Below are 24,590 nucleotides of genomic sequence, written 5' to 3'. Positions count from 1 at the left end.
CCCGCCGGTTTTGGGCATGCCTTGGCGTTCCGGGCGGCGGGCCATGCCCGCCCTACGCCGGTGGCTGCCACGTCCCCGCATCCGGCCGAAACGGCCGCGGGTGAATGCCCAGCAAGCGCTGCAACTCGCCGTTGTCGGCGACCAGATCGCGGTCCAGCCGGCTCAGCGGGCCACGCAGCGGCGGGCACGTGCGAGCAAGCAGCCGCAACAACCAGGCTGGCAGCGGCACTGTCACGGTGGCGCGCGGCAGGCTGTCGCGCACGCGCGCGAACATCTGCGGATACGGCAGCCGTTCGCCGCCGCCGATCGGCACGATGCGTCCCGCCGAGGCGGGACAATCCAGCGCGGCCAGCACTGCCTGCGCGACGTCGTCGGCATGCACCGGCTGGCGCAGGCCACGCGCGGCCGGGATCGGAAACAACCGCGTGCGCAGCGCACGGCGCGCGATCGGGGTGAGGCTGCGATCGAGCCCGGCGCCATACACCAGGGTCGGCCGCAGCACGGTCCACGCGCAGCCGTGGCGGGCGCAGGCGGTGGCCAGCGCAGCCTCGCCCTCGCGCAGCTGGCGCGCGATCGCGCGCTCGGCCGGCACCACCGAATCCCGCTTGCTTTCGGCGCTCATCGAACTGGTGGCCACCACCCTCGGCGCGCCGACCAGGCTGGCACGGGCCAGCCATTCGGCCAACGCCAGCAAGGGACCGAAACTGATGATTGCCGACAGTTCGGGCAACGTCGGCATGTCGTGCGGCAGGTTACCGCGCAGCCACTGCACCCCGTCGCGCGCGGGCCGCGGATGCCGGCTCAGCGCCAGCACCGGCTCACCGGTGGCGCGCAGGTGCGGCAGGACGAAGTGGCCGATCTGGCTGCTGCCGCCGACGACCAGCACCGTCATGCCGGCCTCACGGATTGCCCTGCAGTCGCGCGGCGAGCTCGGTCACGCGCGGATGGTTGGGCGCGAGCTTACGCGCGCGCGCGAGCGACTGGCCGGCGCCGATGCGGTCGCCGCCATCGAGCTGCTGCTGGGCCCGATCGACCCAGGCGCTGGCCAGCTGGTTGCTCAGCCCCAGCTGTGCCGGATCGCCCGGCGCCAATTCGCCCAGGTTGGCCAGCATGTCGCCGGCCTGCTTCAGCTGGCCGGCCGCGAGGGCCTGCTTGAACAACTGTTCGACCCGGCCCGGCAAGGCCTGCAGGCCCTGCCGCGCAAGCACGTCGTTGCCGTCGATCGCCAGCGCGCTGCGGTACAGGTCGTACGCGCTGTCGCCGGGCGGCATCATGATGTTGCCGCTGGCGGTGGCCTGCTGCGCGCGCTGCACCAGTTGGGCCACGGCTGCGCTTTGCTGCGGCGACAACGCGGCGGCGACCACCGGGGCCTCGTCGGCCGCGTGCACCGTCTCGGCGGGTTCGTCCGCGGGTGGCTTGCTCGCCGGCGGCTTGCTCTGCAGCCGCGCGCGGGCGGCGGCCAGATCGGCCGACTTCGGCGCCAGCGCATTCGCCTGGCCGAGCAGTTTGGCCGCCTGCGCGCGATCGCCGTCATCCATCGCCGCATTCGCCTGCACGGTCAGCGCCTGCGCCACGTCGCCCAGCCCGGCCTTGGCCTCCTCGCTGTCCGGATCAAGCGCCAACGCAGCCCTGAAGTGCGCCAGCGCGGTGTCGTCGCCGGAGCCGGCGATGCGGCCGTCGCGCAAGGCCTCACGGCCCTGGGCAATGGCATCCTTTACCGCGCCATCCTGTTGCTGGCGCCGCTGCGCCTGCAGCGCGCGCAGCGCCGGCAGCGAGCCGTTGTTCGGCCGCAGCGCGGCGATCTGCAGCACCAGCGGATCGGCCTTGGCCAGGTCGCCCGCCTCCAGCGCGTCGTGTGCCTGCACCGCCAGCGCGTTGGCGACCTGGTCCAGCCCGTGCGCGGCCACTGCGTTGTCCGGGTCGGTGCGCAACACGCGCTGGTAGAGCGCGCCGGCGCCGTCGGCACCATCCAGCTTGCCCTGCGCCAATGCCTGCTTGGCCTGGTCGACCAGGTCGCCGGTGTGCATCTGGCCCGCCTGCGCCTGGCGGATGAGCATGTCGAGGCGATCCACGTCGCGCCCGCCACCGAGCAGTTCGCGGGCGACCGTGGCGCGCTGGGTGGCCTCATCCAGCCGGCCTGCCTGCAGCGCCGCATCGGCTTGCGACAACTCGGCCTGGCCAACCTGGCGCAGGCCGTCGCGGGCGCGATCGTTGTCCGGCTCGCTGGCCGCCACCTGCTGGAACAGTTCGCGCGCGCTGGTGCCGTCCTCGCCATCCAGGTGGCCCGCGTCCAGCGCCTGCTGCGCCTGCGCCAGCACGCTGTTGAGGTCGGTGCGCGGCAACATGCCGCGCAGCCGGTTCTGGCTGAACCAGAGCGCCGCGCCGAGCGCGACGACCAGCAGGATCAAGATCGGCAGCAGCCAGCCGCGACGCCCGCGCGATGCCGCGGTGCGAATCCCGCGGGCACGACGCCTTTCCACGGTGACCCGCGGCAGGCCATCGGCAGCGGACGCGCGCGGCTTGCCCTCCACCTGATCGAGGTCGCCCAGGGTGGGCTCGCTGCGGTTCGGTGGCCGGGCATCATGCGGGTTGCGGCGGCTGCTCATGATTCATGGCACTGGCGATAAGCGGTCGCAGCTTAACATCGCGCGACCGGACGGCCCGGCCTGCGCGATACCGGCGTTCAGCGTCCAGCGCTGCTGGCGAGGGCGGCTCGGCGCCCGGCGCCGCGCTAGGCGCTGATGCGGCGCACTTCGGTGACGTTGGGCAGCGCCAGCAGCTTGCCCAGCAGGGTGGACAGCTGTTCGAAATCGCGCACGCGCAGGGTGTAGCGCATCTCCACTTCGCCGGTCTGCGGACGCGAGCGGCTGGACGAGGCGATGATGTGGGTGCCGGCGTTGCTGATGAGGTTGGTGACGTCTTTCTGCAGCTCCTTGCGGTCGTAGCCGCGCAGTTCGATGTCCACCTCGTAAGCCTGGCTGGCGACGTGGCCCCAGCTCACCTCGATCACCCGGTCCGGGTCGCGCCGCGCGAGCCGCGCCAGGCTGCCGCAATCGGCACGATGCACCGAAACGCCGCGGCCCTTGGTGATGTAGCCGCGTACCGCGTCGCCCGGCAGCGGCTGGCAGCAGCGCGCCAGCGTGGTAAGCAGGTTGCCGACGCCTTCGATGCTCAGCGCGCCCTGGTCCAGCGTGGCCGGCCGCGCCGGCGGCGGTGCCGGCGCGGGCGGCGGCGGTTGCACGGACTCCTGCAGCACGCGGGCGATCTGGCCGGGCGTGACCTCACCCAGTGCCAGCGCGATCAGCAGCTCGTCCTGCGTCTGCAGGTGGAATTGGGCGGGCAGCTTGCCGATGTCGGCGGCGGGCAGCGCCAGGCGCTTCAGTTCGCGCTCGAGCATGGCGCGCCCGACGCCGAGGTTGGCGTCGTGCGCGATGCGGCGGAACCACGCGCGCACCTTGTCCTTCGCCCGCGCGGTGTTGAGGTAGCCATGGTGCGGCGAGAGCCAGTCGCGGCTGGGTTCGGCGACCTTGGTGGTGAGGATCTCCACGCGGTCGCCGCTCTGCGGCTGGAAGGTCAGCGGCACGATGCGGCCGTTGACCTTGGCGCCGCGGCAGCGGTGGCCGACCTCGGTGTGCACCAGGTAGGCGAAATCCAGCACGGTGGCGCCACGTGCCAGGTCGAACACCTCGCCCTTGGGGGTGAGCAGGTAGACGCGGTCTTCCAGCAGCTCGGTCTGCAGCTCGGCGGCGAGGTTGCTGTCGTCGCCGCTGCGCGGCTCCAGCAGCTTGCGCATCCAGGCGATCTTGGCCTCGAACTCGGCGTCGCTGCCGCCACCCTCCTTGTAGCGCCAGTGCGCGGCCACGCCCAGTTCGTTGGCGCGATGCATCTCGTGGGTGCGGATCTGCACCTCCAGCGTCTTGCCCTGCGGCCCGACCACCGCGGTGTGCAGCGACTGGTAACCGTTGGGCTTGGGCCGCGCGATGTAGTCGTCGAACTCGTTCGGCAGGTGCGGCCACAGCGCGTGCACCACGCCCAGCGCGGCGTAGCACTCGGTGACGCTGTCGACCAGCACGCGCACCGCGCGAATGTCGTAGAGGTCGGAAAAATCCAGCGACTTGCGCTGCATCTTTTTCCAGATCGAGTAGATGTGCTTGGGCCGCCCCGCCAGGTCGGCCTGCAGGCCGGCGGCGTCCAGCGCCTGTTTCAGCTCGTCCAGCGACTGGCGGATGAATGCCTCGCGATCGACGCGGCGCTCGTCGAGCAGCTGGGCGATGCGGCGATAGGTGTCCGGCTGCAGGTGGCGGAACGCCAGGTCCTCCAGCTCCCATTTCAGTTGCCAGATGCCGAGCCGGTTGGCCAGCGGGGCATGGATGTCGCGGCTCAACCGCGCCAGCGCGGCAGCCTGCTCCGGCGGCAGCGACGCCGCGGCGCGCATCCGCGCGAGCTGGCGCGCCAGCAGCACGAACACCACGCGCAGGTCGCGCACGATCGCCAGCAACAGCCGGCGCAGGCCTTCGGTCGCCCCGCCGGGTGCGCGCTGCGCGTGCAAGGTCCACACCTGTTCGGCCGCCTGCTGGCCGGCGACCAGGCGCTGCACGTCCGCCGGCAGGCCCGGGCCGCGCGCAGCCCACAACGCCGGATCGACGCGCGCCAGCTCGAACCACAACGCCGCCGCCTGGGTCGACGCGTCACAACCGAGCATGCCGAGCAGGTCGAGGGTGTCGCCGCACTCGGCCTGGTCGACCGGATGCTCGCCGCAGGCCTCCAGCGCATCGGCCAGATCGGGTGACAGCGTGTCGGCGCGCTTGCGCCATGCGGCGAGGCTGCCTGAATGAGTGCGCGGGGCCATGATGGCGGCCATTGTAGTGGCATGGTCGCGGCGGGCGGCCTGCGGCGCTTGGCCTCGGGCCGCTTGGCGGGCAGAATCGGGATTCGCCATTCCGGCTTCGAGGAAATCCCCATGTCCTTCCGCGCACGCTGTCTCCCGCTGTTGCTGGCCCTCCCGTGCTGCGCCGTGTACGCGCAGCAGACGTCCGGCGACCTGCAGCAACGCATGAGTCCTTCCGAGTTCAAGGCCGCTGGCCTGGACAAACTCTCGCCGCAGGAACTGCAGAATCTCGACGCCTGGCTGCGCACGCACGCCAAGACCACCACCAAGATGGTCAGTGCCAGCGGCAAGCCGGTGTTCTACGCGAGCGATGCCAAGCGCGAGAAGATCGAGACCCGCATCAAGGGCCACTTCGACGGCTGGAGCGGCAACAACGAGTACACCCTGGACAACGGACAGGTCTGGCGGCAGATCGGCTCGGACAATGTGTCGTGCATGACTGCCGACAATCCCTCGACCAAGGTCAAACCCTCGATGATGGGCAACTGGCTGATGTACGTGTCCGGCTGCAACGGCAGCGTGCACGTGGAACGCGTGCGCTGATCCGGCCGCTCACGCGAGCGCGGCCAGCGCCTTCGCCAGCCGCTTGGCCGACACCGGCTCGGCGGTCTTCAGCTCCTGCGCGAACAGCGACACGCGCCATTCCTCGATCAGCCAGCGCAACTCGGCCAGTTCGGCCGGGTCGCCGCCGGCGGCGCGGTGTTGCAGGTACGCGCGCCAGTACGGCAGCACCTGCAGCATGCGTTGCTGGTCCTTCGCCGGGTCCTGGCGCAAGCGTTCGCCACGCAGGCGCATCGCCTTGAGGTAGCGTGGATAATGCGCCAGCCGTGAAGGCGGCAGCTCGCGCAGGAAACCAGGCACGAGCAGCGCGTCGAATTGTTCGCGCAGGTCGTCGTAGCTGGCGCGGGCGAAGCCGAGCAGCGGCGGCTCGAGCCAGGGCTTTGCCTCGGCCTGCGCCTCGATGATCGGCTCGGCCAGCTTGAGCCGCTCGACGCCGGCACCGAACAGTTCGCGCGAACACTGCGTGCGCAGCGCCTCGAACGCGCCGGCGGTACGCACGTCCAGTGCGTGGCGTTCCAGCAGATCGGTGAAGCCGCCTTCGAGCAGGTCTTCGCGCAGGCCGTCGACGCCGCCGAGCGGCGCGTATTTCAACGCCAGCGCGTTGCCGATCGGCAATCTCCGGCGCGCCTGCTTCGCCTCGCTGGCCAGTGCGTTGCGCAGCAGCCGCACCACGCCGGCGGCATGCGCCGCGCGCGATTCGTCGCTGCGCTCGAATACGCGCAGCGCCACCGTCTCGCCCAGGTCGACCAGGGCCGGAAACGCGGTGAGGCCGGCGTCCGAACGCACCTGCGCAGGGATCGCCTCGAAATCCCAGCTGGCCACGTCTTCGCGAGTCAGCTCGATATCGGTCTTGCGCGAGAACGCCTCACGCGCCTGGCCTTCCCACTGCCCACGCAGCGCAGCCAGGTCGCGGCCACTGGCCAGCGTCTTGCCGCGCTCGTCATGCAGGCGGTAGCGCATCAGGAAATGCGGCGGCAATTCGATGCCGGCGAACTCGCCGGCGCCGATGTCGACGCCGGTAGCGCGTTTCAGGAAGGCGGCCAGCGCCTTGACCAGCGACTCGTCGCGGGGCGATTCCGCCTCGATGAAGGCGCGCGCGAAATCCGGCGCCGGCACGAAGTTGCGGCGCAACGCCCTGGGCAGGCCGCGGATCAGTTCGGCCACCTTGTCCGCCAGCAGGCCCGGCACCAGCCACTCGCAGCGCGCCGCGGGCAGCGCATTCAACATTGCCAGCGGCAGTTGCAGGGTCACGCCATCGGCCTCGTCACCCGGTACGAAGCGGTATTCCAGTTTGTATCTCTGCGGCACCTCGATGGCGGCGGGAAACGCCTTCGCATCCAGCGCGGCACCACCGCCCATCACGTCATCCAGCGACCAGCGCAGCGCGGCCTGTTCGGCGGGGCGGGCCTTGCGATACCACGCGTCGAGCGCACGCGAGCTGGCGATCTCTTCGGGCAGCTTGCCCTCGAAGAACGCGACCAGTTCGTCCTCGTGACGGATCAATCCTTCGCGGCGCTGCCTTGCCTCGATGCCCAGCGCCTCTTCCAGCACGCGCTGGTTCGCGCGCACGAAATCCGCGGCCGCTCCTGCGCGTCCTGCGCCCGCGGCACTTGCCCGTCCATGATCGGCGCCGTCGATGTCGCCGCGCACCAGCGCCTCGCGCAGGAAGATCGCGTGCGCCAGCGCCGGGTCCTGCTGCTGGAAGGTGACCGGCCGCTTCTCCACCAGCACCAGGCCGAACAGGCTGACCTGTTCGTACGCCACCACGCAGCCGCGCTTCTTCGACCAGTGCGCATCGCGGCAATGCATGCGCAACAGATGCGCCGCCTGCTGCTCGATCCACAACGGCTCCACCCGCGCATTCGCCATGCCCCACACGCGGCCGCCCACGTCGAGGATCTGCGCGGAGAAGATCCAGTTCGGGGGTGCCTTCGACAGGGCCGAGCCGGGAAACACCTGGAACTTGCGCTCGCGCGTGCTCTGGTAGATGCCCTTCTCGTCCTTGCGGCCGACCTGGGTGGGCAGGCCGGCCAACAGGCTGCGATGGACCGCTTCGAAGAGGCGATCCATCGCAGCTTGCTGATCAATAACTCGTTCTTCGCGTTCGCCTCCTCTCCCCTCCGGGGAGAGGATTGCGACCGCAGGAAGTCCCCTTTTCGGGAAGGTGAGGGGCGGGTGCTCGCGCGAAGCCTCCCTGCCTTTGCTTTTCTTTCCGAGCTTTGATGCACCAGCCTGTGAAGTCTTCCGCGACCCCGCTCCCTCACCCCAACCCTCTCCCCGCAGGGGAGAGGGAGCAAGGCGCCAGCCCAGCTCTTCAACGACCAGCAGCAACTGCCGATGCAGCTCGCGCCATTCGCGCATGCGCATGAAGCTGAGGAAGTGCCGCGAGCACCAGTCGCGCAGCTTCGACTGGGTCAGTTCCTCGTGGGCGTCGTGATAGGCCCGCCACAGGTTCAGCACGCCGATGAAGTCGGACTTCGGGTCGGCGAACACGGCGTGCGCGGCGTCGGCCTGCTGGCGTGCATCGCCGGGCCGCTCGCGCGGGTCCTGGATGCTGAGGAAGGCGACGATGACCAGCAGCTCGCGCAACGCATGCAGTTTCTCGCCTTCGACCAGCATGCGCGCCAGCTGCACGTCGATCGGCAGCCGCGCCAGCGTGCGGCCGATCGCGGTGAGCCTGCGCGCCTCGTCGATCGCGGAAATCTCGGTGAGCCGGCGGAAGCCGTCGGCGATCACGCGCGGGTCGGGCGCTTCCAGGAACGGGAACTCATCGACCTCGCCCAGCTTCAGCGCCAGCATGCGCAGGATCACGTTGGCCAGCGACGAGCGCAGCAGCTCCGGATCGGTGAACGCGGCGCGGCCGGCGAAATCGGCTTCGTCGTAGAGGCGATAGCAGACGCCAGGTCCGACGCGGCCGCAGCGGCCCTTGCGCTGGTCGGCGGCGGCCTGCGAGATCGGTTCGACATGCAGCCGCTCGAGCTGGCTGCGCTGGCTGTAGCGCTTGACCCGCGCGGTGCCGGTGTCGATCACGTAGCGGATGCGCGGCACCGTGAGCGAGGTCTCGGCGACGTTGGTGGCCAGCACCACGCGGCGCTTCACGCCGGGCTTGAACACGCGGTCCTGGTCGCCGGCGGAAAGCCGCGCGTACAGCGGCATGATCTCGGTCTCGCGGTATTGCCGGCGCGACAGCAGCTGGTGCGCGTCGCGGATCTCGCGCTCGCCGGGCAGGAACACCAGCACGTCGCCGCGCGGATCGTCGCGGGTGATTTCGTCGAGCACGGCGGCGATGTGTTCGGCGCTGCCCTGCTGCATGCCCTTGCCTGCGGCTTCCACCGGCCGCCAGCGCAACTCCACCGGGTACGCCCGTCCTTCCACCTCGACCACAGGCGCGCCGCCGAAGTGTTCGGCGAACCTTGCGGTGTCGATGGTCGCCGAGGTGACGATGATCTTCAGCTCCGGCCGCTTCAGCGCCAGACGCTTGAGGTAGCCGAGCAGGAAGTCGATGTTGAGGCTGCGCTCGTGCGCCTCGTCGATGATGATGGTGTCGTAGGCACTCAGCCACGGATCGCCCTGGGTCTCGGCGAGCAGGATGCCGTCGGTCATGAACTTGATCAGGCTGCGCTCGGACACCTGGTCGTTGAAGCGCACCTGGAAACCCACGACCTCGCCCAGCGGCGTGCCCAGCTCCTCCGCCACGCGGCGCGCCACCGAGCGCGCGGCCAGCCGACGCGGCTGGGTGCAGCCGATCATGCCCGCTTCGCCGCGGCCGGCGGCCAGGCACAGCTTCGGCAGCTGGGTGGTCTTGCCCGAACCGGTCTCGCCGGCGATCACCACCACCTGGTGTTCGCGGATCAGCTTGACGATGTCCTCGCCGCGCGCGCTGATCGGCAGCGACTCGTCCAGCCGGATTTCGGGCTTGGCCGCGGCACGGTCGCGGCGTTTGGCCGCGGAGCGCTCGATATCGGCGGCCAGCGCCCCCATCTTCTTTTCGTCGGGTCGGCGCGACAGCGTGCGCCAACGTCCCAGCAGGCGACCGAAGTCGCGACTGCACACCGCATCCAGCTGCCGGCGCAAGGTGCGCAAGCCTGGATCGGCAGCGGGATCGGATGCGGGCGCGCAGTGGTCGTTCATCGAACTGCGCATGATAGCCGGTGGCACGCCTCGACCCGATAGTCGGCGACTATCGCCAACATCCGAAGGATTCATTTCCCGCGCGAGCGCCGAGCCACTACTGTTGATTCATTGCATCCACCCCCAAAGGAGCACGCCATGGCCATTTCCATCGGTATCGCCAAGAAGGATCGCGAAGCGGTCGCCAAGCACCTGTCCAAGCTGCTCGCCGACACCTACTCGCTGTACCTGAAGACGCACAGCTTCCACTGGAACGTCACCGGCCCGCAGTTCAACAGCCTGCACCTGATGTTCGAGACCCAGTACAACGCGCTGTGGCTGGCCGCCGACGAGGTCGCCGAGCGCATCCGCACACTGGACGTGTTCGCGCCCGGTTCCTACAGCCAGTTCGCCAAGCTCAGCTCGATCAAGGACGAGCCCGGCGTGCCGGAGTGGCAGGAAATGGTCGGCCAGCTGGTCGAAGGCCACGAGATCGTCGCCGCCACCGCCCGCGACGCCCTCAAGGCCGCCAACGCCGCCGGCGACGACGGCACCGCCGACATGGTCACCGGCCGCCTCAAGGAACACGAGAAGACCGCCTGGATGCTGCGCTCGCTGCTGCGTTGATTTGCGCGTGGCATGAACGAAAGGGCCCGTCGACGACGGGCCTTTTGGTTGGTGAAGACTCCGCGATCTTCGTCCTTTCCGGTTGCTGCGGGACGACGCGCCAGCCTTGCGCTCAAACCGCCAGGAAGGGATGCGGTCGTGCCCGCATGCCCTGCCAACCACGCCGGCCAAGCCACCCCAGCGCACCTGCCGCAACGATCCAGGCGACGGCCAACGCCGCGAACACCGCATGCCCGGCGTGCCACGGATGATGCCCGAGCGTGGCGAACAGCGGGACGAAGGTGCTGGCGGACACCAGCACAGCCATGCCGGCCAGCACCAGCGCCATGCCCCAGCCCGGCAACGGGCAGCCACCGAAAACACCGAGTGACGTGGCCGCCACCGTGGCGACGCAACCGAGCTGGGACAGCACGACAAAGAGCAGCAGCGTGGCGTGGGCGTGGAGCAGCAACGCGGCGGTCAGCACCAGCGCGAGCAGCCCGGTTTGCAGCATGAGTGGCCGGCCCAGGGTGGCGCGCAACAGGGCATGCCGCGCCGCGACGGTGCCGCCCAACCCCGGCAGCAGGGCCAGCAGCGCCAGCTCGGGGCGGCGACGGCGCCAGCTCGCCCAAGGCAGCAGACTGCCCATCAGCATCAGCATCAGGCCGCCCATGATGCCCAGCCAGCCGATGACGTCGATCCCCACGCCAAACAAGACCTGGCGCAGCGGGTCGCCCGGCATGCACGATCGCCATCGCCGGGACATACAGCAGCAGCGGCAGGCCGAAGCGCGTGAAGCGACGCGCGTGACCGCGCAGGCCCTGCGGGGCGTAGCCCTCGCCCAGCGCCACGCGCAGGGCCAGCACGGGTTTGCCGGGACCGACGCCAGCCAGACGCAGTGGCGTTGGCGCCACGCTGGCGCGACGTGGCGCGCCGGCGTGCGGTGCGGCGCCCAGGCCACCCAACGCGCCGCGGCGACCATAGCGGACGATCTGCGCATCATCTTCACGAGTGTCATCGGCCCGCAACAGATGGCGCCAGCGCAACACGTCGACCGCGAGCAACACGATCAGGACGGCCGTTCCCCACACCAGGAAGCCGGGCTGCCCGGGAAACGGCAGCTGGATCACGGGCCGCAATCCGACCGCCAGCGCCGGCAGGAAGGCCAGCGCCATGACGTATCGCCGCCGCAACAGCACCGAAGCGACACCGGCCACCATCGCCAGCGCGGTGAACAAAGCCACCGTGGACGCCTCGCCACCCCGCGCAGCGAAGACGGCCGCAGGCAGTGCGATCGTCGCGGCTGCATACAACCCCAGGCAGGTCGCAGTGGACCGCCCGACGCCGGGGATGCGCAGGCGATGCGTGTCGATGCTGACCAGCAACAGGGCGGCCATCACCCATTGCCAGAAATAGGCCGCGCCAAAGCCGTAGACCACCATCCCGTACAGCCAGCCATGCCGACCCGGGATGAGTAGCGCACAGGCCAGTGCACCGATGCACAGCAGCAGGTAGACCACGCCGCCGATCCAGCGCAGCGAAGGATGCGTGGTGTGCCAGGGCATGGCGATGGCGGTGGTCGGCGTCACCTTGCGGGAGCGGGCGTTCCTCATGGTCATCGCTCACCCATGCGGCAGGAACGGATGCGGCTGGCGCCAGAACGCACGCCAGCCGCGACGGCCGATGGCCAGCAGGGTCGCCAGCAGCGCGATCCACAGCGCGAGGAAGATCGGCGAGAGGGCGAGCCGCTGCGCCAGCAGGTTGTCGCCGAACCGGAACAGCGCCGCGCCGGTGGTGGTCAACATCAGTACGATGGCGGCAATGATGAGTAGGCTTTGCCAGCCACGATGCCACGCCGTGCCACCCAACGCGGCCACGGACAGCGCAAAGGTGGCCAGCATGCCACCGCCCTGGGCGAGCAGCAGCAAGGCGGCATTGCCGCCGGGGAGATGCGCCCACAGCGCCACGCCCAGCATGCCCGCGAGCAGCGCCGCCTGCGCCAGCAGCGTTGGCAGCACGCTGGCCTTGAGCAGGGCGCGCTTGGCGTGCGCGGCACCGCCGACGCCCGGCAGCAGGGCCAGTACCGCCAACTCCGCATTGTCGCGGCTCCAGCGGGCGCGCAGCGCGTCGGCGCGCACCGGGCCCAACACGGCGCCGAACAAACCCAGGGCAAAGGCGATGACCGGTGCGCTAGCGAGCATGGAGAGCACGACGGTATACGCGATGGCGCGGGGCTGATCGTTCGACACGTGGCGCAGCGCAGCCAGCAGTGCGAAGGCGAACAACACGTTGAGCAACACCAGGCCAGCCTGACGCAGGCGACTAGCCACCGTCTGCGGCACGCCCCAACCTCCCAGCGCCACGCGCAGGCCACGCACCAGGTAGTCAGGCCCGACGCGGCGCAGATCGATTCCCGGCTGCATCCGGGAGCTGCGCCGGCGCAGCAGTTCGGCTTCCAGCCTTGCGCCATTGCGGCCCTGTGCGGACAGCGCGCGCCAGCGCAACGCCAATGGTTTGAGCCAGCGCGAAGCGTCGTCGTCGCAGCGCGCGGCCCGACGCCAGCACAGCGCAATCATGGCCCACAGCACTGCAGCCACCGGCGCGGCCCAGTGCAGAAAGCCCACCGGATCGCTGGCCGGCATGGGCAGCCATGCACCCAGGTGGTCGTCGAGCAGGGGCGCCAGGCAGGCCCAGATGCCGAGCCAGAGCGGCAAGGCGGCATAGCCCATGCCGATACCCGCACCCAGTGCAAGTTCGGCCAACGCCACCACGCCGCTGCCACCCAGCATGGCCACCACGACTGCTGGCAAGACGATGGTGAGCGCGGCATACAACACGGTGCTGATCGCCGCTGCGCGTTCCAGCACCGGCAGGCGCAGCCGGCGTGCCTCGTTCGCCAGCACCAGCGCGCGCGGCACCACGGCGGCCCAGAACAGGCAATCGATGACGGCCAGGCCATGCGCCAGACCGGGCCCGGCCCCGGCCGAGCGCCGAAGCAGGACGTAGCCGGCAATGGCCAGGCAGAGGATGACCAGCAAGGTCCTCGCGATGATGCGCCGCATGCGCTGCGACCATGCCATCCACGGCAGCATCAGCAATTGCAGGAACGACGTCACTCCGCGATCTCCACGAACAGATCCTCCAACCCCAGCGCATCGACGCGCGCGCCGGGCAGGTTCGCCGCTTCCGGCCAACGGTCCCGGGCATCGCGCGCCACCACCAGGCTGAAGCTGCCGTCGTCGTGGCGGCGCCGGCTGAGCGAGGGGATCGGTGCGGCGACGTTTGCCGCGGCCGGCAGCCACAGGCGGGCGTAGCGTTCCTTGGCCTCGTCCACGCCACAACGCAGCAGCAACCTGCCCTCGTGCAGGAACGCGATCTCGGAGGCCACGCGCTCCAGGTCGGACACGATGTGGGTGGAGAACAGCACCGTAGTGCCGTTCTCGCCGGCGCGCATCGCCACCTCGCGCAACAGTTCGCGGCGCGCGACGGGGTCGAGCGCGGCGGCGGGCTCGTCCAGCACCAGCAGTTCCGGCTGCGAGGCAAGCGCACGGATCAGGTCCACGCGCTGGCGTTCGCCAGGCGACAATTTGGCCAGCAGCTTGTTCGGCTGGATCTTCCAGCGCTCCAGCGTGTTGCGCGCAAAGCCGGCGTCCCAGCGCGGGTAGAAGCGCCCCACATAATCCAGCATCTGTTGCGCGGTGAGCCAAGCCAGCGCCTCCGGCTGCTGCGGCACATAGGCCAGGCGGGCCTTGACCGCATCGCTCAATTTCAGCGCCGGCTCGCCGAACACGAACGCCGCACCGGACAGCGGTTCGAGCAGGCCCAGCATGGCGCGGATCAGGGTCGACTTGCCCGCACCGTTACGCCCGATCAGGCCCAGCACCGAGCCCGGCTCCAGCGCCAGATCGACCCCGCACAGCACGTTGCTGCCCTCGTAGCAGTGGGTCAACCCGCGCGCCACTAGCGGCTCGACGTCCACGGCATTCGCTTCGTGAAGCATGGCATTCATCCTCGACTCCTCATCAAGCGGCCGAGCCGGTCCAGTACCGCCTCAGCCGGCAACTCCAGTTCTCCCGCATGCCGCGCCAGCGCCGCCAGCTGCGGTTCCAGCAGAGCCAGTCGCTGGCTTTCGGTCTGGCCCGAACGACGCGTTGCCGCCACCACCATGCCCTTGCCGCGCAGCCGTTCCAGCAAGCCCTCGCTCTCGGCCAGCCCGTAGGCCCGCGACACCGTCATCGGATTGATCGCATGAAAACCCGCCACCTCGCGCACCGACGGCAACAGTTCACCGGCCACCAACTGGCCACCGGCGATCAGGCGCCGCAACTGCTCCACGATCTGTCGATAGATCGGCTCGGAAGCGGAGGGTTGCACGGTAAGCAGCGATGCATCCATGTGTATCATTACACCAATACACATGAGTGGCCGTCAAGCATGACTTGCACAAGGGAACAGACAACGGCTTACCGCGTAGCCGGTGCGCCCCTCATGCTCTTCCTTTCTTGGAGATATCGGCCGGATACGTGCGATGTTGCCGCACAAGGCATGACCCAACGCCTCAAGACAAGAAAGCTAATCAGGCGCCACCTTTTACACTTTGCGCAATTCTGAATTTACTATTCTTGAATAGGCCAATATAAGCAGCCCAAGCCCTATAACCAAGGGAAATCCCGCGCTCAACGCCCCTTCTACCAGCATTAAATCTGCATTAACTGAATCTAGTGGCATACTAGATACACTCTCGATCATGTGGAATAATGCCGCCGCACCGTGGTAACACAGATAGAATCCGCCAAGAACAAGAAGGCAGACCTCTGCGTATAGATTTTTTTTGCTAGCTATCATGACTTGGTTACTCGTACAATGAGGTAATTTAGGCTTCTTGATATCGATCAAATTCTCGATACCTGATTAGTGTCAAACCCCGATTCGGAAATACCCTTTCATGCTAAACGTAGCTTGCATCAGCAAGCGAAGTCGAAATCCCGACGTCCGACATCCTTCGACTTCGGCGCTACGCACCTACACTCAGGGCGAACGGTGAAATGGCAACTGATGTTCGACACTAATCAGGTATCGAGATGGGCTCGCACGGTCATTTTGACAAACGGCAAAAGCCTTGTTCTGCCCGAACAGGGCGGAACAAGGCCCCCTTATCACAAGGCCAGCTTAGGACGCTTCACCGGTTGCAAATGCTGCAATAGCCAGTGCCGCCACTGCAGCAACTTCACCGACCGCCTTTATAGTCTCACCTATTGCGTGACCAACTTTATAAAGTGGATCTGATTTATCCACAACGTCGCCGCCGCAGACATTCACGATATCCGCCTGTGAAAGTTCCAACATTTCATATACTCCCGTCAAATTTGGACAGAGTTTTTGATAGAGTTACGCCTTCACTTAGTGAGACCATCCCACAATCCAACTGCAAAGTCGACCAGTCCGCTAACAAGCTCCGCTTGAGCTTTTTCTGCTGCTTCCGTTTGCTCTGCATCCAGCCCAGGCGGAGTCGTGTTGACGGGTGCGATCCCACCCACAACAAATTCGGTATTGATATTAGATAAACAGTACATCACATAGCTCCCTTTTTGAACCAAGAATACGATGCCGTCTTGGCCTCGGCTACTCCGCTACATCCACTCCATGCGGACGTAACGAAATATTTTGCACCGCGCCGTGTGCAACGGATAGCGCTCGCCGCGCACTAGCGGCCGTCTCCGGTCGATGCGCAATCACGATGCGCGTGATACACAGCCGCTGCACAGCGGCATTGATCTGGCGCTCACGCGCTACATCCAAATGACTGGTCGCCTCATCCAGCACCAGCAGCTTCGACCGCCGATACAGTGCCCTTGCCAGGATCACCCGCTGCTTCTGCCCACCCGACAGACTGGAACCCATATCCCCCACCAGGCTCTGATATCCCATCGGCATGGCTACGATGTCGTCGTGAATGGCCGCGAGCCGCGCGGCGGCCTCGATCCGCACGGGTGTGGCATCGGGGTCGAAGAAGCTGATGTTGTCGGCGATGGAGCCGGCGAACAGCTGGTCGTCCTGCATCACCGCGCCGATCCACTGGCGATAGGTGTCCAGGCCCAGCTTGCGGATGTCGATGCCGCCGAAGCGGACTTCGCCTTCGGTGGGTTGCAGCAGGCCCAGCACGATCTTGGCCAGGGTGCTCTTGCCGCAGCCGCTTGGGCCGACGATGGCGACGGACTCACCCGCTTCGATGCGCAGGTTGCAGTCCTTGAGAATCCACGGCTCGCCATCGGCGTAGCGGAAGCTCACGTTGCGCAGCTCGATGCTGGCCTCGGGGACTGGTCCGGTCCACCCGGCATCGGCGGCCTTCTCCGGTGCGGTGAGGGCGATATCCGCCACGCGTTCGGCATGCAGCTTGAGCATGCTGAAGTCCACCCACTTGTCGATCAGTCCGGCCGCGCGGCTGGTGAACTGGTCGGCGTAGGCGATGAAGGCGATCAGCATGCCGGCGGAGAACTTGCCATCCAGCGCCAGCACGGCGGCGATCCAGATCATTGCCACGCGGCCGATGCCGAACATCAGCTGGTTGCCGAGCGTGAAGGCGATGCCAAGGCGCTGGATGCCAATGCCGCGGTTGGCGGTTTCCACCGTGGCGTTGGCGTAGCGGCCCAGCCGCTCGTCCTGCTTGTTGGCCAGCTTGATCGGCATGGCGCCGCGGATGGATTCCAGAAGCTCGCTCTGCTGGCGGGCGCCGTAGACGATCTGCTCCTCGTTGGCCCGGCGCAGCGGGTTGAAGAAGGCCCAGCGCAGCAGGCCGTACGCGGCGAACAGGCCGACGACGAGCGCGGTGAGCCCGAGGCTGTAGAACGCCATCACCACCAGGGTCACCAGCGACATCACGCCGTCCAGCAGCGAGCCGATGAACTGCGTGGTGAGCGTGCGCTGGATCGTCTGGATCGAGCCGAAGCGCGACACCACGTCGCCCACGTGGCGCTTTTCGAACCAATCCAGCGGCAGGTGCATCAGGTGGTTGAACAGGTTGCTGGCCCACTGCACGTTGAGCGTGGCACCCAACCAGGTGACCGCCCACGAACGCGCCGCCGTGATGATCGCCGAGAAGATCGCCACGCCGATGAAGCCCAGGCCGAGCAGGGTCAGCAGGTCGCGATCGGCGGAGACCAGCACCTGGTCGAGCACCCATTGCATGTAGAACGGGCCGACCAGCGCGAACACCTCCAGCGCCAGCGCCAGCAGCAGGATCTGCCCCAGCGCGGGCAGCAGGCCGCGGACGGTGCCGGTCAACGCACGCAGGGACACCGCCTGGCGCTCGACGACCGGCGCAAAGTCGGCGGCCGGGCTCAGCTCCAACGCCACACCGGTGAAATGCGCAGACACCTCGCGCAGGCTCAGCTTGCGGATGCCACATGCCGGGTCGTGGATCACCACGCTGCGCTTGCCCACGCGCTTGAGCACCACGAAGTGATTGAGGTCCCAGTGCAGCACGCACGGGGTCTTGAGCTGCGCCAGCTCTTCCAGCTCCAGTTTCAGCGGGCGGCAGGTGAGGCCGAGCTGGCCAGCCATCGCCATCACCCGCGCCAGGGTGGCGCCCTTGAGCGAAGTGGAGAAGCGCCGGCGCAGGCCGACCAGGTCGACGTCGTGGCCGTGGAAGCGCGCGACCATCGCCAGGCAAGCCACGCCGCATTCGGCGGCTTCGGTCTGCAGCATCATCGGCAGCGCCCGGCGCCAGCCGAACTGCAAGGCGACACGATAGCCGCGCGAACGCTCCTTTGAGCGTGCCTGCTGGCCGCCATCAGCCATGCGCGGACCCTCCCGCCAGATGATGCGCCATGCCGTACAGCGGCTCGAACACCCACTCGATCAGGCGGCGACGATCGATCAGGATGTCGGCCTCCAGCGCCATGCCGGGCCTGACCGGTTCGGGCTTGCCGTAGGCCAGCACGTGCTGGCTGTCCAGCGCCACCTGCACGCGATACATCGGCTGCGCGGTCTGCGGCCGCTCGCCGATGAGTGTCGCCACGTCGGCGGGGCTCAGCGCGCTGCGCGAGATGTCGGTGACGTGGCCGTACTGCTGGCCGAACTTCTGGTAGGCGAACGCCTGATAGCGCATCACCACGCGGCTGCCCGGCTCGATGAAGCCGATGGCGCGGCTGGGCACCAGCAACTGTGCCTGCATCAGCGAACCGGCCGGCAGGATCGACAACAGCGGCTGGCCGGCACTGACCATCTGCCCGGGCTTCAGCAGCACGGTGGAGACCACGCCAGCGCGCGGCGCATGCAAGACGATCGCGCGCTGCTGCTCGTTCTGCGCTATGGACTGGGTGAGCGCAGCCAACTGGCGCTCGGTGTCGTTGCGTTTGGTCGCCTCATCCAGCGGCAGCTGCGCCAGTTGCTGGTCGGCGCTGTCCAGTTGCTGGCGCGCCTCGAGTTGCTGGCGTCGCAACTGCTTGTACTGCGCCTGCGCATTAAGCACAGCAGTGGTCTGCTGCTGGATCTGCACCGCCGAGACGTAGCCCTTGACGCCGAGTGGCTTGATCCGCGCCAGCAACTGCTGGTTGCTGCTGACCTGCTGTTGCTGCAGCGCCAATTGCCCATCGATCTGCTTGAGCTGCGCTTGCAGAAGCACGACCTTGGCGCGCAGGGCATCCGCCTGCTGCGTGGCGAGTTGATTCTGGTTGGCGAGGTCGCTGCGCAGACGCGCGCGCTGGATGTCGAGTTGTTGCGCCACCAGGGTGTGGGTATCGCCGAGTGCCGTGCTGTCCTGCTTGCTGGACAGCTCAAGTAGCGCGTCGCCGGCCTCAACGTGTTGGCCGCCGCGAACAAGCAGGCGCGTCACCGTGCCCACGCCGGGTGCTGCGACCGTGAGCACGCCACTGTTGGGCACCAGTTGGCCAGTGACGGTTTCGCGGCGGGTGTAATGACCGAGCAGGAGAAACAGCATGATCGCCGCGGCCAGGATCAGCGCCAGCGTGGTGAGCGCCCAACGAGACAGCGGCGTGGCGACGATGATCGAGCCCAGCCACTCACCGCGCTTCGCCTCGATGACTTCCTGTCGGAACAATCCCTGCGACAAACCCGATTCCCCGCTGGCTCGATGTGGCTCCCTGAAGCGTTCAGCGGGGCGCTTGTCGCACACCGCCTATTTCAGGATTCTCAGCTCGCCAGCAGGTGTCCATAGGAAATTTTCTCAGTCGCGACGCATCGCAAAATCGTGCGTGCGCAGGCAAAAAGTCGCCTCTACGCGCCATCCGTTGTGCCGACTGGAATGCGATGGATCGGCTGGGCGCCCAGGTGCAGCCGAACGCTCAGCGAATCAGCAGGAACTTTCGTTCAGCGTGCACGGGTTGCAAGGCGGATTTGCCAACATCGCCGCGGGGAATCTCCCTCGGCGAAGCCATTCCCGCGAGATGCTTTCAATCTGCGGATTGACGACAGGGGCATTTGCGGGACTGACGGCGAACCCTTTCCCGACAATCGTGTCAACGCATTCCGCCGCCCCGCCGGTCAATCGGTGAGCACATGGTCGCCCAGATCTCCTGCCGCGACCCGCCGCGGATCCGCCGCCACGGCCATCGGCCCTGACCTGGCGCTGACCGGCGCCGGGCGGTTCGATTGAGCCGGAGGCCCCGCATTGGTTAAGCTCCGCAGGCTCCACCGCCTGTTGCGCAGGCTCCGCCGGGGATTTTTTTGAGCGCCACCGCAGCCAACTCCAACAGCCGGTATCCGCTGTTCACCGCCATCGTGTTGGCCCTGCTGGCGGCGGCGCTGAACATCGCGCTGTGGTGGGGGGGCAACTACCCGCACGGGCCGGACGACTGGCACGGCAAGATCAGCGGCTTCGCGGTGTCGTTCTTCCAGCGCTACCAGAGCCCGTTCAAGCAGAGCTACCCGAGCGACGAGGAGCTCGGCGCCGACCTCAAGCTGCTGCACCGCTACACCGACCACATCCGCACCTACACCATGCAGCAGAACCCGCAGGTGTACCGGCTGGCACAGCAGCAGGGGTTGAAGGTGATGGCCGGCGCGGAGATCGACAAACGGCTGGAGAACAACGAACGCGAGATCGAGCTGCTGATCGCCAAGGCGCGCGCCTACCCGGACACGATCACCCGCGTGATCGTGGGCAACGAGGTGCTGTTCCGCAACGACCTCACGCCGGAACAGATGATGGCCTACCTCGACCGCGTGCGCGCGGCGGTGCGCCAGCCCGTGTCGATCGCCGAGCCGGACTACATCTGGCTGAAGTACCCCGAGCTGGCGCAGCACGTGGACTACATCACCATCCACCTGTTTCCGTTCTGGAACGGCGTGGTGCGCCACAACGCGGTGGACGCGGCCTATGGCGCGTACGAGTCGATCGTGCAGCGATTCCCCGGCAAGCCGGTGGTGGTGGGCGAGATCGGCTGGCCGTCGAACGGCGACCGCCACGAATACGCCGACCCGTCGACCTCCAACGAGGCGATCTTCGTCCGCGACTGGATGAACCGGGCCAAGGCCGCGCACATCGAGTACTACCTGCTCGAAGCGTTCGACCAGCCGTGGAAGGAGAACCTCGGCGAAGGCCGCACCGGCGCGTACTGGGGCATCTTCAACGCCGACCGCCAACTGAAGTTCCCATTGACCGGGCCGGTGGTGGAGGACACCGCCTGGCCGTGGAAGGCGCTGGCGGCGAGCCTGCTGGCATTGCTGCCGATGATCCTGTTTGCGCGCCGCTTCAGCCGCTTCAAGCTGGTCGGAAAGTTCTTCTTCTGCGCGCTGATCCAGCTCGCCTGCGGACTGATCGTGTGGGCGGCGACGCTGCCTTTCAATTTCTACCTGAGCTGGGTCGACTGGACCATGCTCACGCTGCTGTTCCCGGCGCAGATCGCGATCCTGGCGATCCTGCTGATCAACGGCTTCGAGTTCACCGAGGTGCTGTGGCGGCCGAAGTGGATGCGCCACGCCGGCATGCTGACGCCGGATCATCCGGACCAGCAGCCGTTCGTGTCGATCCACCTGGCCTGCTACAACGAGCCGCCGGAGATGGTGATCGTCACGCTCGATTCGCTGGCCGCGCTGGATTACCAGAACTACGAAGTGCTGGTGATCGACAACAACACCAAGGACCCGGCGGTGTGGCAGCCGGTGCAGGCGTACTGCGAAAAGCTCGGCAAGCGCTTCCGCTTCTTCCACCTGGCGCCGTGGCCAGGCTACAAGGCCGGCGCACTGAACTTCGGCCTGAAGGAAACCGCGCCCGAGGCCGACGTGGTGGCGGTGATCGACGCCGACTACGAGGTGCGCGCCGACTGGCTGTCCACGCTCACCGGCTACTTCCACGACCCCAAGGTCGCCGTGGTGCAGTGCCCGCAGGCGCACCGCGAGTTCGAGCAGAATACGTTCCGCCGCATGACCGCGTGGGAGTACGACGGCTTCTTCCGCATCGGCATGCACCACCGCAACGAGCGCAACGCGATCATCCAGCACGGCACCATGACGATGGTTCGGCGCAGCGCGCTGGAAGGCACCGGCGGCTGGTCGGAGTGGACCATCTGCGAGGATGCGGAATTGGGCCTGCGCCTGATGCATGCCGGTTACGACCTGGTCTACGTCGACGAACTGATGGGCAAGGGCCTGACCCCGGCCGACTTCAAGGCGTACAAGAGCCAGCGCTACCGCTGGGCCTTCGGCGCGATGCAGATCCTCAAGGGCCGCTGGCACTGGATGACGCAGAAGGGCCCGCTCTCGGCCGGCCAGCGCTTCCACTTCCTCACCGGCTGGTTCAGCTGGTTCGCCGACGCGCTGCATCTGATCTTCACCCTGATGGCGCTGTTCTGGACCGCCGGCATGGTCGCCTTTCCGCAGTACTTCAGCCTGCCGATGCAGCTGTTCCTGATCCCGGTGATCGGCTTCTTCTTCGCCAAGGCGATCTTCGGCATCGTGCTGTACCGCGCCCGCGTGCCCTGCAGCTGGCGCGACACGCTGATGGCCTCGCTGGCCAGCATGGGCCTCTCCCACGCGATCGCCCGCGGCATCCTGCACGGACTGACCCGCGAGAAGACCTCGTTCGTGGTCACCGCCAAGAGCCGCCGCCTGGGCGGCAGCAACTTCGCCGCGTTCGCGCCGGTGCGCGAGGAGTTGCTGATGGCGCTGGCGCTGATGCTGTGCATCGCCGGCATGGCCGAGGCGTTCGGCACGCGTTACATCGAGGGCACGTTGTGGATGATCATCCTCGCCGCGCAGTCGATCCCCTACGTGTCGGCGGTGACCGGTGCGTGGATCGCGCATCGATCGGGCGACAAGGCCGGTTGAAATCCAGCGTGGCCCGCAGGCCCGGGCACCGAAGCCACCTGCCGGCATTCATGCGAGCCCTACGCCCATTTGGGTAAGCTGCGGCGACCTGTCATCCCGTCCAAGGACGCCCTTCGCGCATGCGCCGATGCCGCCGACGCCTGAGCCTGCTGTTGTTGCCGTTGCTTGCGCTGGCTTCGCTGGCGCACGCGGGCGTCGCGCTGCACGTGGACGGCGTGGAAGATCCGCTGAAGGCGGCGGTGATCGACCGCCTGGAGCTGTCGCAGTACGCCAAACGCGAGGTCACCGCCGCGCAGGCCGCGCGCCTGTACCAGCGCGTGCCGGAGCAGGTGCGCGCGGCGCTGCAGCCCTACGGCTACTACGACGCCAGCGTCACCGGCGAGCTCAGGCAGGTCGGTGCGGACTGGCGGGTGGACGTGCATGTGACGCCCGGCGAGCCGGTCAAGGTGGCCAAGGTCGAACTGCAGCTCGATGATGCCGCGGGCAGGATCGCGCCGATCCGCCGCGCGCGCCGCGCGATCGAGCGGCTCGCCGGCAAGACGCTGAACCACGAAGCCTACGAGGAGGCGCGCGACGCCATGAGCGCGCAGCTGACCGCCAACGGCTACCTCGACGCCCGCCTGCTCACCCACCGGGTGGAGGTGAACCGCGGCGAGCGGCGCGCGGTGGTCAAGCTGGGGTGGGAAGTCGGCCCGCGCTATCGCTACGGCCAGGTGCACTTCGAGGGCTCGCAATTCAACGAGGGCTTCCTCGACCGCTACGTTCCGTTCCAGTCCGGCGACTATTTTTCACAGGACCAGTTGCTGACCCTGCAGCAGGCCTTGAACGGCGCGGACTATTTTGCCGTGGTCAACGTGCTGCCCGACGTCGACGAGGCGAAGCACGGCGTCGTCGACGTCACCGTGCAGTTGGCCCCGGCCAAGCGCACGATCTACACCGGCGGCCCGTTCATCGGCACCGATACCGGCTTCGGCGTGCGCGGCGGCATCGAGCGGCGCTGGGTCAACCGGCGCGGGCACAAGTGGAAGAACGAACTGGTGGTGGCGCAGCGGCTGAAAACGCTCTCGACCATGTACACCATCCCGCTGCCCGGCCCGGACCAGCGCAGCTACAACGTCGGCGCGAATTTCCGCGACGCCGACACCGACACCTCGCAATCGCGGACGCTGGAGCTGGTCGGCAACGAAACGCGCCAGTGGCACGGCTGGACGCGCACGCTGGGCGTGCATGCGCTGGCCGGCACCTTCACCGTGGGCAAGCGCGGGCGCGAACCGGACAACACGCCGGGCATCGAGCACGGCCGCAGCACCGAGGTGTTCGCCGAAGCCTCGCTGACCCGCAAGCAGGCCGACAACCCCGCCTTCGTGCACCGCGGCTGGTCGCTGACCCTGGCCGCGCGCAGCACCGCCGGCAGCCTGCTCTCCGACGCGAGCTTCAATCAGGTCAGCGCCGACGCCAAGTGGATCCGCGCGTTCGGAGCGAAACAGCGCAACCGGCTGATCCTGCGCGGCAGCGCCGGCATCACCCGCACCGACGACTTCGCCGCGCTGCCGCCGCAACTGCGTTTCTTCGCCGGCGGCGACCGCTCCGTGCGCGGCTACGGCTACCAGTCGATCGGCCCGCGCAACAGCTACGACCGCGTCATCGGCGGACGCAACCTGCTGGTGGCCGGTACCGAGGTGGAGCACTACTTCACCCGCAACTGGGGCATGGCCGCCTTCGTCGACGCCGGCAACGCCTACACCGGCACCGATTTCCGCCCGAAGATCGGCGCCGGCCTGGGCCTGCGCTGGCGCTCGCCGGTGGGCATGGTCCGGCTCGACCTCGGCACGCCGATCCACGATTCGGACCATCACGGCATCGAGTTGCACGTGGTGATCGGGCCGGATCTGTGAGCAGCCGGGATTCGGGAAAGGCTGAACTATTGACTATTGAACATGACGCTCACCACAAACACCTCACCCACCACCGCTCTCCCTGAGCGCAGGCCTGAAAGGCCGAAGTCGAAGGGCGCCCCGCGGAAGACTGCCCTTCGACTTCCTCGCTCCCCAAAGCAGCGGCCATCCATGGCCCCTCCCCGCGTGCGCTTCGCTACGCTCAGGGCGAACGGCAGTGGAAATTCCATCCGCGTAAACGGCAA

16 protein-coding genes are annotated in these 24,590 nt (G+C 67.8%); 5 read left to right on the top strand and 11 right to left on the bottom strand.

The window, feature by feature from the left end; genetic code table 11:
• Positions 1-52 precede the first annotated feature (52 nt).
• From ACVCMC_RS17130 to ACVCMC_RS17120, 3 genes are all read right to left on the bottom strand, one after another.
• Complete coding sequence (locus ACVCMC_RS17130; protein WP_447098182.1) at positions 53-892, bottom strand: SDR family oxidoreductase; 840 nt, start codon at positions 890-892, stop codon at positions 53-55.
• A 7-nt stretch (positions 893-899) separates the two neighbouring features.
• Positions 900-2,606 (bottom strand): hypothetical protein, encoded by a 1,707-nt coding sequence (locus ACVCMC_RS17125; protein ID WP_447098181.1) that lies wholly within the window; start codon positions 2,604-2,606, stop codon positions 900-902.
• 125 nt (positions 2,607-2,731) lie between these two features.
• Complete coding sequence (locus tag ACVCMC_RS17120) at positions 2,732-4,849, bottom strand: RelA/SpoT family protein (RefSeq protein WP_447098180.1); 2,118 nt, start codon at positions 4,847-4,849, stop codon at positions 2,732-2,734.
• A gap of 111 nt (positions 4,850-4,960) precedes the next feature.
• On the opposite strand from ACVCMC_RS17120, the gene ACVCMC_RS17115 reads away from it, so the two are divergent.
• Positions 4,961-5,431: a hypothetical protein gene (locus ACVCMC_RS17115; RefSeq protein ID WP_395120070.1), complete on the top strand. Its 471-nt coding sequence runs from the start codon at positions 4,961-4,963 to the stop codon at positions 5,429-5,431.
• Between the two features lie 9 nt (positions 5,432-5,440).
• Here ACVCMC_RS17115 and hrpA read toward each other — a convergent pair whose 3' ends face one another.
• On the bottom strand, positions 5,441-9,580 hold the full coding sequence (gene hrpA / locus ACVCMC_RS17110; RefSeq protein WP_447099528.1) for an ATP-dependent RNA helicase HrpA: 4,140 nt from the start codon (positions 9,578-9,580) through the stop codon (positions 5,441-5,443).
• A 138-nt stretch (positions 9,581-9,718) separates the two neighbouring features.
• Between hrpA and ACVCMC_RS17105 the strand changes: the two genes are divergently transcribed.
• Positions 9,719-10,186 carry a Dps family protein gene (locus ACVCMC_RS17105; protein ID WP_447098179.1) on the top strand — a complete coding sequence of 156 codons (468 nt, stop codon included), beginning with the start codon at positions 9,719-9,721 and terminating at the stop codon, positions 10,184-10,186.
• Positions 10,187-10,298: 112 nt separating this feature from the next.
• On the opposite strand, the gene ACVCMC_RS17100 is transcribed toward ACVCMC_RS17105, so the two are convergent.
• Positions 10,299-10,907 carry a hypothetical protein gene (locus tag ACVCMC_RS17100; protein WP_447098178.1) on the bottom strand — a complete coding sequence of 203 codons (609 nt, stop codon included), beginning with the start codon at positions 10,905-10,907 and terminating at the stop codon, positions 10,299-10,301.
• Here ACVCMC_RS17100 and ACVCMC_RS17095 point away from each other — a divergent pair.
• Positions 10,906-11,643 (top strand): hypothetical protein, encoded by a 738-nt coding sequence (locus ACVCMC_RS17095; RefSeq protein ID WP_447098177.1) that lies wholly within the window; start codon positions 10,906-10,908, stop codon positions 11,641-11,643. The two genes, ACVCMC_RS17100 and ACVCMC_RS17095, sit on opposite strands and share 2 nt — an antisense overlap.
• A 144-nt stretch (positions 11,644-11,787) precedes the next feature.
• Here the strand turns inward: ACVCMC_RS17095 and ACVCMC_RS17090 are convergent, their stop codons facing one another.
• The 6 genes from ACVCMC_RS17090 to ACVCMC_RS17065 all read right to left on the bottom strand — a co-directional run bounded on the left by ACVCMC_RS17090 (position 11,788) and on the right by ACVCMC_RS17065 (position 19,235).
• Positions 11,788-13,281: a hypothetical protein gene (locus ACVCMC_RS17090; protein WP_447098176.1), complete on the bottom strand. Its 1,494-nt coding sequence runs from the start codon at positions 13,279-13,281 to the stop codon at positions 11,788-11,790.
• The gene (locus ACVCMC_RS17085) at positions 13,278-14,174 is read right to left on the bottom strand and encodes an ABC transporter ATP-binding protein (protein ID WP_447098175.1); all 897 of its coding nucleotides are present in this window, start codon (positions 14,172-14,174) and stop codon (positions 13,278-13,280) included. Before ACVCMC_RS17085 ends, ACVCMC_RS17090 begins: the two co-directional genes overlap by 4 nt.
• On the bottom strand, positions 14,171-14,560 hold the full coding sequence (locus tag ACVCMC_RS17080; protein ID WP_447098174.1) for a GntR family transcriptional regulator: 390 nt from the start codon (positions 14,558-14,560) through the stop codon (positions 14,171-14,173). Before ACVCMC_RS17080 ends, ACVCMC_RS17085 begins: the two co-directional genes overlap by 4 nt.
• Positions 14,561-15,334: 774 nt before the next feature.
• On the bottom strand, positions 15,335-15,511 hold the full coding sequence (locus tag ACVCMC_RS17075; protein WP_447098173.1) for a hypothetical protein: 177 nt from the start codon (positions 15,509-15,511) through the stop codon (positions 15,335-15,337).
• A gap of 276 nt (positions 15,512-15,787) precedes the next feature.
• On the bottom strand, positions 15,788-17,962 hold the full coding sequence (locus ACVCMC_RS17070) for a peptidase domain-containing ABC transporter (protein WP_447098172.1): 2,175 nt from the start codon (positions 17,960-17,962) through the stop codon (positions 15,788-15,790).
• Positions 17,955-19,235, bottom strand: a complete 1,281-nt coding sequence (locus tag ACVCMC_RS17065) for an HlyD family secretion protein (protein ID WP_447098171.1) — start codon at positions 19,233-19,235, stop codon at positions 17,955-17,957. Before ACVCMC_RS17065 ends, ACVCMC_RS17070 begins: the two co-directional genes overlap by 8 nt.
• A gap of 614 nt (positions 19,236-19,849) precedes the next feature.
• On the opposite strand from ACVCMC_RS17065, the gene ACVCMC_RS17060 reads away from it, so the two are divergent.
• Both ACVCMC_RS17060 and ACVCMC_RS17055 read left to right on the top strand, forming a co-directional pair.
• The gene (locus tag ACVCMC_RS17060) at positions 19,850-22,450 is read left to right on the top strand and encodes a glycosyltransferase family 2 protein (RefSeq protein WP_447098170.1); all 2,601 of its coding nucleotides are present in this window, start codon (positions 19,850-19,852) and stop codon (positions 22,448-22,450) included.
• Between the two features lie 119 nt (positions 22,451-22,569).
• Complete coding sequence (locus ACVCMC_RS17055) at positions 22,570-24,345, top strand: autotransporter assembly complex protein TamA (RefSeq protein WP_447098169.1); 1,776 nt, start codon at positions 22,570-22,572, stop codon at positions 24,343-24,345.
• Positions 24,346-24,590: the final 245 nt, after the last annotated feature.

This window comes from Rhodanobacter sp. UC4452_H20 (genome assembly GCF_052978205.1).
Note: the sequence above shows the minus strand (reverse complement) of the source record. Positions and strands in the feature narration are given on the sequence as shown.

Coding starts and splice junctions, on each gene's coding strand:
- ACVCMC_RS17130 (WP_447098182.1), bottom strand. CDS start 892: ATGACGGTGCTGGTCGTCGGCGGCAGCAGCCAGATCGGCCACTTCGTC.
- ACVCMC_RS17125 (WP_447098181.1), bottom strand. CDS start 2,606: ATGAGCAGCCGCCGCAACCCGCATGATGCCCGGCCACCGAACCGCAGC.
- ACVCMC_RS17120 (WP_447098180.1), bottom strand. CDS start 4,849: ATGGCCCCGCGCACTCATTCAGGCAGCCTCGCCGCATGGCGCAAGCGC.
- ACVCMC_RS17115 (WP_395120070.1), top strand. CDS start 4,961: ATGTCCTTCCGCGCACGCTGTCTCCCGCTGTTGCTGGCCCTCCCGTGC.
- hrpA (WP_447099528.1), bottom strand. CDS start 9,580: ATGAACGACCACTGCGCGCCCGCATCCGATCCCGCTGCCGATCCAGGC.
- ACVCMC_RS17105 (WP_447098179.1), top strand. CDS start 9,719: ATGGCCATTTCCATCGGTATCGCCAAGAAGGATCGCGAAGCGGTCGCC.
- ACVCMC_RS17095 (WP_447098177.1), top strand. CDS start 10,906: ATGCACGATCGCCATCGCCGGGACATACAGCAGCAGCGGCAGGCCGAA.
- ACVCMC_RS17100 (WP_447098178.1), bottom strand. CDS start 10,907: ATGCCGGGCGACCCGCTGCGCCAGGTCTTGTTTGGCGTGGGGATCGAC.
- ACVCMC_RS17085 (WP_447098175.1), bottom strand. CDS start 14,174: ATGAATGCCATGCTTCACGAAGCGAATGCCGTGGACGTCGAGCCGCTA.
- ACVCMC_RS17080 (WP_447098174.1), bottom strand. CDS start 14,560: ATGGATGCATCGCTGCTTACCGTGCAACCCTCCGCTTCCGAGCCGATC.
- ACVCMC_RS17075 (WP_447098173.1), bottom strand. CDS start 15,511: ATGTTGGAACTTTCACAGGCGGATATCGTGAATGTCTGCGGCGGCGAC.
- ACVCMC_RS17070 (WP_447098172.1), bottom strand. CDS start 17,962: ATGGCTGATGGCGGCCAGCAGGCACGCTCAAAGGAGCGTTCGCGCGGC.
- ACVCMC_RS17055 (WP_447098169.1), top strand. CDS start 22,570: ATGCGCCGATGCCGCCGACGCCTGAGCCTGCTGTTGTTGCCGTTGCTT.